Here is a 14,200-nt window from a genome sequence, read left to right on the forward strand (position 1 = left end):
AGTGTCCTGAAATGTACGTTGTATTACCTAACTTTTGACCAACATTATTTCTTCGGGAGTCTGCGTTTTCAAACTGCGTAAAAGCCTCAACCTATACGGTTAAAGGGACTTACAAAAACTTGGAATAAGACACCCACCTGCGAGAGTGGCGGGATCAAAAGAAGGAACTAAGCGCGACGGCACCATTGGGACCCTTATAAAAATAGTCTCCTGCTCAAGCAGGGGGCTATTTTTATTTTTCTGTTTATCTAATAATCCCTATTGATATACTTGAATTTATAGGGGAGTATGTTATATTTTTTTAGGGTAAAAGATATAGATAAGTCGAATTTTAATTTCTGGAGGATCCACATGCTGCATCAATTTTCTCGTAATGAACTTGCCATTGGTAAAGAAGGCTTAGATATCATGAAAAACAGTACCGTCGCTGTTTTAGGTATCGGCGGTGTTGGCTCATTTGCTGCTGAAGCACTAGCACGCTCCGGTGTAGGCCGCCTGATACTAGTTGATAAAGATACAGTTGATATCACGAATGTAAACCGTCAGCTCATCGCACTCCTGTCCACGGTTGGACAACCTAAAGCCGAACTCATGAAAGAACGAATTAAAGACATTAATCCCGATTGTGAAGTTATCGCTTTAAAAATGTTTTATACAGAAGAGACATATGAAGAATTCTTTAGCCATGGTTTAGACTTTGTCGTTGACGCTTCTGATACTATTATTTATAAAATCCACCTCATGAAAGAATGTTTAAAAAGAAATATCCCAATTATCTCAAGTATGGGTGCAGCCAACAAAATGGACCCAACCCGCTTTAAGATTGCCGATATTTCAAAAACGCATACAGACCCAATCGCTAAAGTAATCCGCACGAAGCTTCGTAAAGAAAGAATCCACAAGGGCATTCCAGTGGTTTTCTCTGACGAAAGTCCAATTGTCATTCGTGAAGATGTTAAGAAAGAGGTTGGAAATGCGAACGCGCCAATACGTAAAGCACAAATGCCGCCATCCTCGAATGCCTTTGTTCCGTCTGCCTGCGGATTAATCATGGCCAGCTATGTGGTAAGACAGTTGCTAGCAGATATTAAAATTACACGTGTAGCGGATGAAAAATAATTGCTATCCCCGAACATAATGTTCGGGGCTTTTTATTACAACCAACGCTGGCGAGGAGAGTCCCAAACCCTGATGTTTTCGATACTTCGTTATTGCAATCAACTTAAATATCCTCCTCAACGAACAACGAATAACCTCTGGGGAGCTCCCTAGAGGTTATTTTTTTCGTGTTAATTTTTCATAGACGGTGGCGAGTGCCTGTTCAAATTTACCTGTTTTCTTTGGCTGATAATATTGCTTGTTTTTTAATTTGTTAGGCAGATATTGCTGAGGCACCCAGCCGGATTCATAATCATGTGGATATAAATATCCAATTCCTCTTCCCAGCTCTTGTGCCCCTTTATAGTGAGCGTCACGCAAATGATCCGGTACCTCACCAATATTTCCTTTTTGAATATCGGAAATTGCTTCACTGATTGCTATTACCGCTGAGTTGGATTTCGGCGATAAACATAACTCGATTACGGCGTTAGCTAAGGGAATTCTAGCTTCAGGAAAACCTATTCTCTCCGAAGTTTCTATAGCGGCTAATGTCCGTGCACCTGCCTGTGGACTGGCTAGACCAACATCTTCGTAGGCGATTACGAGTAATCTTCTGCTAATACTTTGAAGATCGCCTGCTTCAATTAATCTTCCAAGATAATGCAGGGCGGCATTCACATCACTTCCTCGAATTGACTTTTGAAATGCAGAAAGCACATCATAATGACCATCACCATCTTTATCAGAGCTATAACTTTTCTTTTGCATACATTCTTCAGCACTTTTAATATCGATGTGGATGACTTCCTCCTCATCTTTGTCCGTCGAAAGGACGGCGAGTTCTAGTGCATTTAATGAGCTGCGAACATCTCCATTCGTGCCACTCGCAAAATGAGTTAACGCCTCTTCGGTTATATTAATCTTTAGCTTTCCGAAACCGCGCTCTTCGTCCTCGATAGCACGGATTAAAGCAAGTTTGATTTCATCAGCTGTTAATGGTTTGAGCTCGAAGATTTGACAGCGGCTGCGAATGGCGGGATTAATCGCATGATATGGGTTACTCGTTGTGGCACCAATAAGAGTAATCATGCCATTTTCTAAAAAAGGTAAGAGGAAATCCTGTTTTCCTTTATCAAGTCGATGGACTTCATCCAGTAGCAGAATTACTTTTCCCGACATTTTTGCTTCTGCAGCAACGATTTCCATGTCCTTTTTATTGTTTGTGACCGCGTTAAGTGTACGGAAGGCATATTTTGTACTGCCGGCGATTGCACTTGCAATCGAGGTTTTACCGATGCCTGGCGGTCCATATAAAATCATTGATGTCAGCTGTTTTGCTTTTACCATACGGGTAATGATTTTATCTTCTCCCACCAGGTGCTGTTGTCCGACAATCTCTTCAATTGTTCTAGGGCGCATTCGAAATGCAAGCGGCTTTTGCTGCATACTTCATCTCTCCAACTAAAAAATAAAGTTCCATTTAACTCTACCATTTTCTCATCGAAAAGCATATTAAAGTACAATATGATATAATTGCTAATGCCTATCAAATTACTTTGTATTTAAAATGAATTTAAAATAATAGAGGTGTAAAAAATGAGAATTTCAACAAAGGGACGCTACGGATTAACGATCATGATTGAACTTGCTAAAAATCAAGGGGAAGGGCCAACATCATTAAAAACGATTGCCCAAGCAAACGACTTATCTGAGCATTATCTTGAACAGCTCATCGCTCCTTTAAGGAATGCGGGCTTAGTGAAAAGTATCCGCGGTGCTTATGGTGGTTATATACTTGCTGATTCTCCAACTAAAATTACTGCTGGTGATGTCATTCGTGTACTCGAAGGACCGATTACACTTGTAGAAGGTATTGAGGATGAGGAGCCTGCACAGCGGGAGCTTTGGATACGGATTCGTGATGCGATTAAATCTGTTCTCGACAATACTACTCTCGATGATCTAGCAAGTCATAGCAGCGATACAGAAACAGACGGTTATATGTTTTACATTTAAGGCTGTTTTTGTAATGATTGTTGTTAAAATCTTAAAGCCGATTTTAACGTGGAAACAGTTGTTTTGTGCTTATGAATCTAGTTTGCAGGCTCATTTTCTTAATAAATTTTGTTCGAAAAAGCAATACTGGTTAAGAAAAGAGCCATATTTAATGTTAACAGTAGAATAGAGAATTATTTTGATTGAAGGTGGAACGATGGAAAGAATCTATCTTGACCATGCTGCTACAACTCCCATGCACCCAAGGGTAATTGAAAAAATGATGGAAGTCATGAACAACAACTTTGGTAATCCATCTAGCATTCATTCCTTTGGACGGGAAGCACGGCACTATATCGATTTAGCACGAGAAACGTTGGCTAGGAGTATTGGCGCGAAGGAAAATGAAATTATTTTTACCAGCGGTGGTACGGAAGCAGATAATATGGCCTTATTTGGAGCTGCCGAAAGCAATCAGCATAAAGGTAAGCACATTATCACTACTCAAATAGAACATCATGCTGTGCTCCATGCCTGCCAACGTTTAGAAAAAATGGGCTTTGAGGTAACTTATTTACCAGTAAATCAAACAGGGGTAATCTCACTTGATGACCTACGCGGGGCCTTAAGGGATGATACCATCCTTGTATCCGTTATGTACGGAAATAATGAAGTGGGAACCATACAGCCTATTAAGGAAATTGGCGAGCTCCTCAAGTCTCATCAGGCATTGTTTCACAGTGATGCAGTCCAAGCCTATGGAATTGAAGAAATAAATGTGGAAGAACTGAATGTAGATTTATTAGCTGTTTCCGCACATAAGATAAACGGTCCAAAAGGGACTGGATTCCTCTATGTCCGTGACAAGGTCAAATTAGTACCTCGTGCCTATGGCGGCGAGCAGGAACGAAAAAGACGAGCTGGTACGGAAAATGTTGCAGCCATTGTTGGGTTTCAAGAAGCTGTAAAAATCGCCTCTGAAGAACGATTAGTGAAAAGGGAAATATATCAAGGATTTAAGAAAAACTTTATAAATCACTTGACTGAACATCATATTGATTTTTCCCTAAACGGATTACTTGAACATTCATTGCCACATGTATTAAACTTAAGCTTTCCGGGAACAAACGTGGAAGCAATGCTGGTGAATCTTGATTTAGCAGGTATAGCTGTTTCAAGTGGTTCTGCATGCACTGCAGGTTCGATTGAACCTTCACATGTCCTGGTTGCCATGTTTGGTAAAGAATCAGATGTGCTGATTAATTCCATCCGTTTCAGCTTTGGTTTTAACACAACAGAAGACCAAATCATTAAAACAGCTGAAGAAACGGCAAGAATTGTATCTCGTCTGAAAAAATAAATGCACGACATTTTTAAAGGTAAGAGAGGTGAGAACAATGGAAAAAAGAGAACCAAAAGATATCCGAGTGGTTGTCGGTATGTCAGGAGGCGTTGACTCCTCTGTCGCCGCATTGTTGTTGAAACAGCAAGGCTATGATGTCATCGGAATCTTCATGAAAAACTGGGATGATACGGACGATACTGGATTTTGTACTGCAACTGAGGATTATAACGATGTAATACGTGTTTGTAATCAAATCGGTATCCCTTATTATGCAGTTAATTTTGAAAAACAATATTGGGACAAGGTATTCACTTATTTTTTAGATGAATACAAGGCAGGAAGGACGCCAAATCCTGATGTTATGTGTAATAAAGAAATTAAGTTTAAAGCTTTTCTAGAGCATGCAGTGAACTTGGGTGCAGATTATTTAGCAACAGGTCACTATGCGCAAGTGGAATACCGGGATGGCGAATACAAAATGCTCCGCGGTAAAGATGAAAATAAGGATCAGACTTATTTCTTAAATCAATTAAATCAAGAGCAGCTAAGTAAAGTTATGTTTCCAATCGGTAATCTTGAGAAATCTAGAGTGCGTGAAATTGCCAAAGAAGCAAATTTGGCAACTGCGACAAAAAAAGATAGCACCGGGATCTGTTTTATCGGGGAACGTAACTTTAAAGAGTTCCTTGGACAATACCTTCCAGCTCAGCCGGGAAACATGGAAACAATGGATGGAGAGGTAAAGGGTAAGCATGAAGGTTTGATGTACCATACCATCGGGCAGCGTCATGGGTTAGGAATTGGCGGTTCAGGTGAGCCATGGTTTGCGATTGGCAAGGATTTAAATAGAAATGTCCTTTACGTCGGACAAGGCTTTCATAATGAAAAACTTTATTCTGACTCAATTATTGCTGATAACGTAAGCTGGGTATCCAATCGGGAGAAGCCATCTGAGTTTACATGTACAGCTAAATTCCGTTACCGCCAGGATGACAATAAAGTAACGGTACAGCTTATGGACGACAATAAAGTGAAAGTAATCTTTGATGAACCAATTCGGGCGGTTACCCCTGGACAGGCAGTTGTATTTTACAATGGTGACGAGTGTTTAGGCGGCGGTACCATCGATGAAGTTTACAAAGATGGACAACGTTTGACATATGTTGGCTAGAAAAATCCCTGATTCCATCTGGAATCGGGGATTTTTTGCCCGCAAATTTTTAATTGGATTGAGTTTTGGACTTTTTTAATAGGGTTATGGACTATTTTTAGTGGTTTATGGACTATTTTCAAAGGGTTTTGGACTATTTTTAATACCTTTTGGACTTTTTTCAAGGGGTTTTGTACTTTTAACCAAAAAATACCAGAAAACTGCTTGATAGGCCATCACATTCTATACAGAAAATATACTGATTTATGGTATACTCTAAAATTAGAACGGAGTGATAGTAACATGGATAAAAACCAACTAGGTGTTCAATACATGCAAGAAGGCAAGTGGGAAGAGGCTGCGAAAGTCTTTAATGAGGTAATTGAAGAAAACCCACAAGATCCGATAGCATACATAAATTTTGGCAACGTGCTTTCCGCTGTAGGCGATGATGAGAAAGCATTGAAATTTTACGAAAAGGCCATTCAATTAGATGAAAATACTGCAGCGGCTTACTATAGTGCTGGTACAATATATTTTAGTAACGACGAATTTGACCAGGCTAAAAAGATGTATGAAACGGCAATGAAAAAAGGTCTTCACACAAGTGATAATTATTTCATGCTAGGGCTGACCCTGGTACAGCTTGATCAAGGTAAATTTGCACTGCCCTATTTACAAAGAAGTGTCGAACTAAATGAGGAAGATGCGGAAGCACGCTTTCAGTATGGATTATGTCTCGCACAATTAGAACTAATAGATGAGGCGATTATTCAATTCGAAAAATGTATTGAACTGGATCAGGAGCATACCGACGCCCTTTATAATCTAGGTGTATCCTATGCCTTTAAAGAAAAAGCAGATAAAGCATTTGCCATGTTTGATAAAGCACTTGAGATTCAACCGGATCATTTGTTAGCAGGACATGCAAAAAAATTGATAGAATCAGCAAAATAACCCAATTTCAAAAAATAGAAAGGAGGAAGCACCCGTGGACAAGCAAAGCTCGCTGGATTTATTTGCTGAGCAAGGGAAGTTTGTAAAAGGAAAACACTTAGTTACAATTTTTCATAATGAGCAAAATCTTTACACGGTATTAAGAATTCGTGTCGAAGAAACCAATCATGAGTATGAAGACAAGGAAGCGGTAATCACCGGCTATTTTCCAAAGATTCATGAGCATGAAACCTATATTTTCTTTGGTGAGTTTAAGGACCACCCGAAGTTTGGCATGCAATTCCAAACGAAGCATTTTCGTAAAGACATTCCTCAAACCAAGCAAGGTGTAGCTGCTTATTTATCAAGTGAAATGTTTAAAGGGATTGGGAAGAAAACAGCAGAAAATATAGTTGAAACATTAGGAGAAAATGCAATTTCAAAAATTCTAAATCAACCTTCCTTACTTGATTCTGTTCCAAAGCTTCCTCCTGACAAAGCAAAAATGCTCTACGATACCTTGATGGAGCACCAGGGTCTCGAGCAGGTCATGGTCGCTTTAAATCAATATGGATTTGGACCGCAGCTTTCAATGAGAATGTATCAAACGTATAAAGATCAAACCCTCGATATTATTCAAAAGAATCCCTATAAACTTGTAGAAGATATTGAGGGGATTGGGTTTGGGCGGGCTGACGAGCTGGGCTATCAACTTGGAATCTCAGGGAATCATCCAGACAGAATAAAGGCAGCCTGTCTTTATTCACTGGAAAACGAAAGCATGCAGACAGGACATGTATATATGCATGTAGAGGATTTACTGATACAGGTTAAAAACCTGTTAGAAGAAAATAAACGTGACCAAATTGAATTCACCGATATTTCTACAGAGATTTTGAAACTTGAAGAAGAGGGAAAACTAGTTGGTGAGGAAAAGCGCGTCTATTTGCCTTCTTTGTATTTTGCTGAAAAAGGCTTAGTAACAAGTATTAAAAGAATACTTGAACAAACACAATACAAAGATCAATTTCCTGAGTCTGAATTTTTGCTGGCGTTAGGGAATCTTGAGGAAAGACTAAATGTACAATATGCTCCAACACAGAAGGAAGCAATCCAAACAGCGTTAATGTCCCCAATGCTAATTCTTACAGGGGGTCCAGGAACAGGTAAAACAACTGTTATTAAAGGGATAGTCGAGCTTTATGCCGAATTACATGGCTGTTCATTAGAACCTAAGGATTATCATCAAAAGGGCGAACCCTTTCCTTTCTTACTCGCAGCACCAACAGGAAGAGCCGCAAAACGAATGAGTGAATCAACTGGTCTACCAGCGGTTACAATCCACCGTTTACTTGGCTTTAATGGTACTGAAAGTTTGGATCATGATGAAGGAAGTCCACTTGAAGGTAAAATTATTATTGTTGATGAAACTTCAATGTTAGATATTTGGTTAGCCAATCAATTGTTTAAAACACTGCCAGAAAATATTCAAGTCATTCTCGTCGGTGATGAGGACCAGCTGCCATCAGTTGGGCCAGGTCAAGTACTGAAGGATTTATTGAAATCAGAGGTTGTCCCGACGGTAAGATTAACGGATATTTATCGCCAGGCGGAAGGATCTTCGATTATTGAACTGGCTCATGATATAAAAAAAGGATATTTGCCAGCTAATGTGACCATGAAGCAGCCTGACCGTTCTTTTATAAGATGTTCAACACCGCAGATCCCTCAGGTAATTGAAAAGGTTGCGTTAAATGCCAAAAGTAAAGGGTATTCCGCTAAGGATATTCAAGTGTTAGCACCGATGTACAGAGGTCCGGCAGGTATTGACCGCTTAAACGTACTGCTGCAGGAAATTTTTAATCCTAACCCAGACGGCACACGTAAGGAACTTGCATTTGGTGATGTGAAATATCGCATTGGTGATAAAGTGCTCCAGCTCGTTAACCAGCCAGAAAGCAATGTTTTCAACGGCGATATTGGAGAAATCATTTCAATCATCTATGCAAAGGAAAATACTGAAAAACAAGATATGGTGTACATTTCATTCGAAGGAAATGAAGTCGAATATACAAGGCAAGACCTAAATCAAATTACACATGCCTATTGCTGTTCTGTCCATAAATCGCAAGGCAGTGAATTTCCAATCGTCATCCTCCCCGTCACAAGAAGCTATTTTCGAATGTTAAGAAGAAACCTCATTTATACAGCGATTACAAGGAGTAAACAATCGCTAATCTTGTGTGGCGAAGAGGAAGCACTTAGGATGGGTGTCGAAAGAGCAGATGAACAAAGCAGACAAACCACATTATCTCAAAAACTCCAAGATATGATATCAGTTAAAGAACCTGATGAAGACCCTGATGATGATGGAACAACATTATCTGCAGAGGAAATACTGATGCAGGTCAACCCAATGATTGGCATGGAAAACCTTACACCTTATGATTTCATGGTAAATGACTGAAACTATAAATGTTCACAGGAGGTGGGGCACTCTGCGAACATTTGCATTATTAAAAGGACAGCCGGTGTTTGAATCCAAAACGGGTTCGAAAATTGGCGAGGTTACAGACTTATGTATTACAAATGATGGGGTAGTTAAGGGCCTTATGGTTAAGAAAGGCGTTTTCTTCAAACAAACCTATTTCCTGGACATTAAGGATGTATTATCATTTGGCTGGGATGGGGTCATGATTGAAGAGGATGATACCCTAGAGAGACTTAGAACAAATCATGAATATACCCTTTACCATCAACACTCTCTAAATGGAAAGATGCTTATATCCAAAAGCGGAGAGTCACTAGGATTGTTAGAGGATGTATATTTTCATGAGGAATTGGGCACAATCGTAGGGTACGAAATTACGGATGGTTTCTTTTCAGATATAACGGAAGGGAAACAGATTATACAATCCGAGAAGCCCCCTGCGATCGGAAAGGATGCCATCATCGTAGACGTTAATCATACGTGAGGTGTTCTTTTCATGTTTAAGTGTCCCAATTGTCAGAGCAAGGATATCGGCAAAATCGGAATAAACCAATATTATTGCTGGAATTGTTTTATTGAATTGTCTCTCGCCAAAGGCATCATCAATACCCATCAAGTCGAAGAAGATGGTACACTCAGTTCCTTAGATGACTTGTTTGAAGAAGAAGAGCGTCGTTACACCATATAATAGCAAAAGCCCTTTGGAGCGGAAGCTGGCAGTTTTAGTACCAATGACTGTCAAATTATAGAAGAGGTGAGACGTATGAATAAAGTAATGACTTCTGTCGTGGCACTTGGCGTTGGAGTGGCAGCATATAGTGTTGCGCAGAGAAATAACATGATGTCTGGACGTCAAATGAAACGAATTCAAAGAAAAGTAAAGAGAGCTTTATTCTAAAAATTTATCCCCCTCATTTATGAGGGGGATTTTGCTTATGTATAAATCCGGTATTTGTCTCTAAGACTAAAGTTATTAAGGAGGCAGTGACGATGGATATTCGCTTGAAATGGTTTTATCGAATCGGTTTTTTGCTTCTTTTACTCATCGCTATTTATGTATTTTTAAAAATTCGTTTTTTTTGGCTGCCTATCGTTAAAGTGGCTTTTGTTATTATCCTTCCTTTCTTCATAGGTGGTTTTATCACATATTTGCTCCACCCCATTGTTGAAAAGCTGCATGAAAAGGGGTTACACCGGGGATTAGCGATTTTTTTAATTTATTTTCTTTTTTTTGGCGGTATTGGTTTAGCTATCTACAAAGGAATTCCCGCCTTTATTTCGCAAGTACGGGACCTGGCAGAAAGTGCTCCCATTCTTGCTGAACAATACCGTAACTGGATAAAGGATCTTCAATCGCATACGCGTGAGTGGCCAGATGGTCTTCAAGAGCAAATCAATGAAGGTATCATTGGTTTTGAGAAGAAGTTGGATGCTCTCCTGACCGTTATTGTTGATTCCTTATTAAACATTTTGAATTTTGCGGTTGCGCTTATGATCATTCCTTTTATTGCTTTCTATATGTTAAAGGATTTCACGATTATTAAAAGAGCCGTTTGGTATCTCACCCCTAAACAATGGCGGCGAAAGGGAACTCGATTCCTTAAAGATATTGATGAATCGCTTGGAAGCTACATTAGAGGCCAGCTTCTCGTCTGTCTTATTATTGGGAGTCTATCAACGATTTTATTTTGGGTTTTTCATTTAAAATATCCCTTATTACTGGGAATGATTATTGGTGTCACAAATGTAATCCCCTATTTTGGTCCGATTATCGGAGCAGTTCCTGCCGTTATTATTGCTGCCACAAGCTCGGGTAAATTAGTAATTATTACAATCGCCATTGTTTTTGGATTGCAATTTTTAGAAGGCAATATATTATCTCCCTATATTGTTGGAAAGAGTCTGCATATGCACCCGTTAATGATTATGGTAGCTTTAACTGCAGGAGGCGAAATAGGGGGAATCATTGGAATGATAGTAGCAGTTCCCGTTCTTGTTGTACTTAAAGTCAGCATCCTGCACGCTAAAAATCATCTTGTACGTGGAAAAGTGAAGCAGCCTGCACCATAATATAGGTATTAGATTGACAAACGTTTTTTGTGTGGCTATAATCCGGTTATAGAATATTTTGGATTAACATGTTGAAGGATCAAGTATGTTGTAGTCCATCTTTAAGAGAGGAGCTTCCTTGGCTGTGAGAAGCTCTAGATGAAGGATAACAGAAAGCTAGTCCGGAGTGCAGCTAACCACTGCCGTCAGTGCCGCGTTAAGGCATTATTTGAGAGATGAACACGAGATTTTTGTGTTCATAATCAGGGTGGTACCGCGAGTTAACTCTCGTCCCTGTCAGGGATGAGGGTTTTTTTGTGTTCTTTTTTAACTTAAGAGGAGGGTAAAACATATGAAATACTTGACTGGTTCAGAAATCCGTAAAATGTATTTAGACTTTTTTCAGGAGAAGGGGCATGCTGTTGAACCTAGTGCATCGCTTGTTCCTCATGATGATCCATCATTATTGTGGATTAATAGTGGTGTTGCGACATTAAAAAAATACTTCGATGGACGTGTAATTCCTGATAATCCGAGAATTACCAATGCTCAGAAATCAATCCGTACTAACGATATTGAAAATGTCGGAAAAACAGCAAGGCACCATACTTTTTTCGAAATGCTTGGGAACTTTTCCATTGGTGAGTATTTCAAGGAAGAAGCGATTGAGTGGGCTTGGGAATTTTTAACCGATAAAAAATGGATTGGCTGGGACCCTGAACTGCTTTCCGTTACGATTCACCCTGAGGACCATGAAGCATTTGAGCTTTGGAATAAAAAGATAGGTATCCCTGAAGAACGAATTATTCGTCTTGAAGGAAACTTCTGGGATATTGGAGAAGGACCAAGTGGACCTAATACAGAAATCTTCTATGACCGTGGTCCAGAGTATGGAGATGACCCAGCAGATCCAGAATTATATCCCGGCGGTGAAAATGAACGATATCTCGAGGTTTGGAACCTTGTATTTTCACAGTTTAATCATAACCCAGACAATACCTATACACCACTTCCAAAGAAGAACATTGATACAGGTATGGGACTAGAAAGAATGGCTTCCGTCGTTCAAAATGTTCCAACTAACTTTGATACTGATTTGTTTATTCCCATTATCAGGGCTACAGAAGAAATTTCTGGAGTGAAATATGGCGTTGAAAAAGAAAAAGATACAGCATTTAAGGTAATTGCTGACCATATACGTACAGTTGCATTCGCTGTTGGTGATGGAGCACTGCCTTCTAATGAAGGACGTGGGTATGTATTACGCCGTTTACTGCGCCGTGCTGTTCGGTATGCTAAGCAAATTAATATCAACCGTCCATTTATGTATGAACTAGTTCCTGTGGTAGGAGAAATCATGCATGATTTTTACCCAGAGGTAAAAGACAAGACGGAATTTATTCAAAAAGTGATTAAAAATGAAGAGGAACGTTTCCACGAAACATTACATGAAGGTTTATCCATACTAGGGAATGTCATCAAGAAAGAGAAGGAAAAAGGCAGTACTACAATTCCAGGAAGCGATGTTTTCCGTCTTTATGATACGTATGGTTTCCCTGTTGAGCTAACAGAAGAGTATGCAGAAGAAGAGGGAATGAAGCTTGATCATGCCGGTTTTGAAACGGAAATGGAACTGCAGCGTGAGCGTGCACGTTCTGCACGTCAGGATGTTGGCAGTATGCAGGTTCAAGGCGGTGTACTAGGCGATATTGTTGTAGAAAGTCAATTTGTCGGTTATGACCAGCTTGAAACCAGCTCGACAGTTGTGGCAATTGTGAAAAATGGTGAATTAGTAGACGAAGCATTCAGTGGAGACGAGGTACAGCTAATCCTAGATGTAACGCCTTTTTATGCGGAGAGCGGCGGGCAAATTGCCGACCATGGGATTATTTTTGCAGAAGGTGTTTCAGCTAGCGTTAAGGATGTACAAAAGGCTCCAAATGGTCAAAATCTTCATAAAGCAGTAGTGGAGTCAGGAATACTAAAAACGAATGCAAAAGTGACAGCAACTGTTAATCATGGTAATCGAGTTCAAATTATAAAAAATCATACTGCGACTCACTTGCTTCACCAGGCATTAAAAGATGTATTGGGAACGCATGTAAACCAAGCAGGTTCACTGGTAGAACCTGATCGTCTTCGTTTCGATTTCTCGCATTTTGGTCAAGTAAAACCAGAAGAATTAGAGGAAATTGAAAAGATTGTTAACGAAAAAATCTGGAAGAATATTGAAGTGAATATCAGTTTAAAGCCAATTGCTGAGGCAAAATCAATGGGTGCAATGGCGCTTTTCGGTGAGAAATATGGCGATATTGTTCGTGTGGTTAAAGTAGGGGATTATAGCTTGGAGCTATGCGGCGGCTGTCACGTTCCAAATACTTCTGTTATTGGGCTATTTAAAATTGTTTCCGAAGGCGGAATTGGTGCTGGAACAAGGAGAATTGAGGCAGTTACCGGAGAATCAGCTTATCAGCTAATGAATGACCAGGTTGCTTTATTAAAGGAAACAGCGGACAAATTAAAGACTAACCCTAAAGAGGTTGTTAACCGGATAGAAGTCTTAATGACTGAAATCAAACAGCTTCAGCGCGAAAACGAATCACTTGCAGCTAAGTTAGGAAATATCGAGGCTGGTAACCTTGTATCAAAAGCCAAGCAAATCGACGGTGTTACTGTATTAGCTGCAAAAGTTCAAGCTTCTGATATGAATAACTTACGAAATATGGCCGATGATCTGAAACAAAAAATCGGTTCGGCTGTAATCCTGCTAGGAAGTGTAAATGAAGGGAAAGTTAATTTAATAGCAGCGGTAACGAAGGATTTAATTGACAAGGGATACCATGCTGGAAAATTAATCAAAGAAGTCGCAACACGATGCGGAGGCGGAGGCGGAGGCCGTCCGGATATGGCTCAAGCTGGAGGTAAAGATCCTGAAAAACTCGATTCTGCCCTGCAATTCGTTGACGAATGGGTAAAATCAATTTGATAATGAGACAAAGTAGTGTAATATATAGGTAACTAGAAAAGCGGAAGTGCCTTGCCCAGGGGCGACAGGCATAAGACGAGCCGGCGAGAAGGTTGTTCTTTAACCTTCTTGTCGGATTGGCTTATGACCCCGAGCCCCTAGGCACTG

The 14,200-nt window shown here is 39.9% G+C and carries 12 protein-coding genes, 1 other RNA gene and 1 other annotated feature; of the genes, 12 read left to right on the forward strand and 1 reads right to left on the reverse strand.

Translation table 11 applies throughout. The features are described from left to right. Nucleotides 1-196: non-coding RNA, 6S RNA (gene ssrS, locus QFZ28_RS09250), on the forward strand. A gap of 155 nt (nt 197-351) precedes the next feature. Then, nucleotides 352-1,119 (forward strand): tRNA threonylcarbamoyladenosine dehydratase, encoded by a 768-nt coding sequence (locus QFZ28_RS09255; protein WP_063255356.1) that lies wholly within the window; start codon nt 352-354, stop codon nt 1,117-1,119. A 156-nt stretch (nt 1,120-1,275) separates the two neighbouring features. On the opposite strand, the gene QFZ28_RS09260 is transcribed toward QFZ28_RS09255, so the two are convergent. Continuing rightward, the gene (locus tag QFZ28_RS09260; RefSeq protein WP_307194359.1) at nt 1,276-2,547 is read right to left on the reverse strand and encodes a replication-associated recombination protein A; all 1,272 of its coding nucleotides are present in this window, start codon (nt 2,545-2,547) and stop codon (nt 1,276-1,278) included. A 150-nt stretch (nt 2,548-2,697) separates the two neighbouring features. Here QFZ28_RS09260 and cymR point away from each other — a divergent pair, with 150 nt between their 5' ends. From cymR to alaS, 10 genes are all read left to right on the forward strand, one after another. Continuing rightward, a complete protein-coding gene (gene cymR / locus QFZ28_RS09265) occupies nt 2,698-3,117 on the forward strand; it encodes a cysteine metabolism transcriptional regulator CymR (RefSeq protein WP_307194360.1) in 420 nt (139 codons plus the stop codon). Nucleotides 3,118-3,313: 196 nt separating this feature from the next. Continuing rightward, the gene (locus tag QFZ28_RS09270) at nt 3,314-4,456 is read left to right on the forward strand and encodes a cysteine desulfurase family protein (protein ID WP_307194361.1); all 1,143 of its coding nucleotides are present in this window, start codon (nt 3,314-3,316) and stop codon (nt 4,454-4,456) included. A gap of 37 nt (nt 4,457-4,493) precedes the next feature. Beyond that, nucleotides 4,494-5,612 carry a tRNA 2-thiouridine(34) synthase MnmA gene (gene mnmA / locus QFZ28_RS09275; RefSeq protein ID WP_307194362.1) on the forward strand — a complete coding sequence of 373 codons (1,119 nt, stop codon included), beginning with the start codon at nt 4,494-4,496 and terminating at the stop codon, nt 5,610-5,612. Between the two features lie 282 nt (nt 5,613-5,894). Next, entirely contained in the window at nt 5,895-6,548 is a 654-nt protein-coding gene (locus tag QFZ28_RS09280; RefSeq protein ID WP_307194363.1) for a tetratricopeptide repeat protein, read from the forward strand. A gap of 34 nt (nt 6,549-6,582) precedes the next feature. Beyond that, nucleotides 6,583-8,994: an SF1B family DNA helicase RecD2 gene (gene recD2 / locus QFZ28_RS09285; RefSeq protein ID WP_307194364.1), complete on the forward strand. Its 2,412-nt coding sequence runs from the start codon at nt 6,583-6,585 to the stop codon at nt 8,992-8,994. Next, the gene (locus QFZ28_RS09290) at nt 8,987-9,502 is read left to right on the forward strand and encodes a PRC-barrel domain-containing protein (RefSeq protein WP_307194365.1); all 516 of its coding nucleotides are present in this window, start codon (nt 8,987-8,989) and stop codon (nt 9,500-9,502) included. The genes recD2 and QFZ28_RS09290 overlap by 8 nt, the downstream gene beginning before the upstream one ends. A gap of 12 nt (nt 9,503-9,514) precedes the next feature. Continuing rightward, nucleotides 9,515-9,706, forward strand: coding sequence for a hypothetical protein (locus tag QFZ28_RS09295; protein ID WP_192649969.1), 192 nt, complete (start codon nt 9,515-9,517; stop codon nt 9,704-9,706). Nucleotides 9,707-9,781: 75 nt separating this feature from the next. Next, the gene (locus QFZ28_RS09300) at nt 9,782-9,916 is read left to right on the forward strand and encodes a YrzQ family protein (RefSeq protein ID WP_307194366.1); all 135 of its coding nucleotides are present in this window, start codon (nt 9,782-9,784) and stop codon (nt 9,914-9,916) included. 92 nt (nt 9,917-10,008) lie between these two features. Then, nucleotides 10,009-11,088, forward strand: a complete 1,080-nt coding sequence (locus tag QFZ28_RS09305) for an AI-2E family transporter (protein WP_307194367.1) — start codon at nt 10,009-10,011, stop codon at nt 11,086-11,088. A gap of 62 nt (nt 11,089-11,150) precedes the next feature. Then, nucleotides 11,151-11,366, forward strand: a binding site (T-box leader). A gap of 53 nt (nt 11,367-11,419) precedes the next feature. Beyond that, nucleotides 11,420-14,053, forward strand: coding sequence for an alanine--tRNA ligase (gene alaS / locus QFZ28_RS09310; protein WP_307194368.1), 2,634 nt, complete (start codon nt 11,420-11,422; stop codon nt 14,051-14,053). The last annotated feature ends 147 nt before the right edge of the window (nt 14,054-14,200 follow it).

Source organism: Neobacillus niacini (assembly GCF_030817695.1).
GTDB classification, from domain to species: Bacteria; Bacillota; Bacilli; order Bacillales; family Cytobacillaceae; genus Neobacillus; species Neobacillus niacini_F.

Bases quoted from the DNA above. Each gene is read 5' to 3' on its own strand.
- QFZ28_RS09255 (WP_063255356.1), top strand. From the start codon at position 352: ATGCTGCATCAATTTTCTCGTAATGAACTTGCCATTGGTAAAGAAGGC.
- QFZ28_RS09260 (WP_307194359.1), bottom strand. From the start codon at position 2,547: ATGCAGCAAAAGCCGCTTGCATTTCGAATGCGCCCTAGAACAATTGAA.
- cymR (WP_307194360.1), top strand. From the start codon at position 2,698: ATGAGAATTTCAACAAAGGGACGCTACGGATTAACGATCATGATTGAA.
- QFZ28_RS09270 (WP_307194361.1), top strand. From the start codon at position 3,314: ATGGAAAGAATCTATCTTGACCATGCTGCTACAACTCCCATGCACCCA.
- mnmA (WP_307194362.1), top strand. From the start codon at position 4,494: ATGGAAAAAAGAGAACCAAAAGATATCCGAGTGGTTGTCGGTATGTCA.
- QFZ28_RS09280 (WP_307194363.1), top strand. From the start codon at position 5,895: ATGGATAAAAACCAACTAGGTGTTCAATACATGCAAGAAGGCAAGTGG.
- QFZ28_RS09290 (WP_307194365.1), top strand. From the start codon at position 8,987: ATGACTGAAACTATAAATGTTCACAGGAGGTGGGGCACTCTGCGAACA.
- QFZ28_RS09295 (WP_192649969.1), top strand. From the start codon at position 9,515: ATGTTTAAGTGTCCCAATTGTCAGAGCAAGGATATCGGCAAAATCGGA.
- QFZ28_RS09300 (WP_307194366.1), top strand. From the start codon at position 9,782: ATGAATAAAGTAATGACTTCTGTCGTGGCACTTGGCGTTGGAGTGGCA.
- QFZ28_RS09305 (WP_307194367.1), top strand. From the start codon at position 10,009: ATGGATATTCGCTTGAAATGGTTTTATCGAATCGGTTTTTTGCTTCTT.
- alaS (WP_307194368.1), top strand. From the start codon at position 11,420: ATGAAATACTTGACTGGTTCAGAAATCCGTAAAATGTATTTAGACTTT.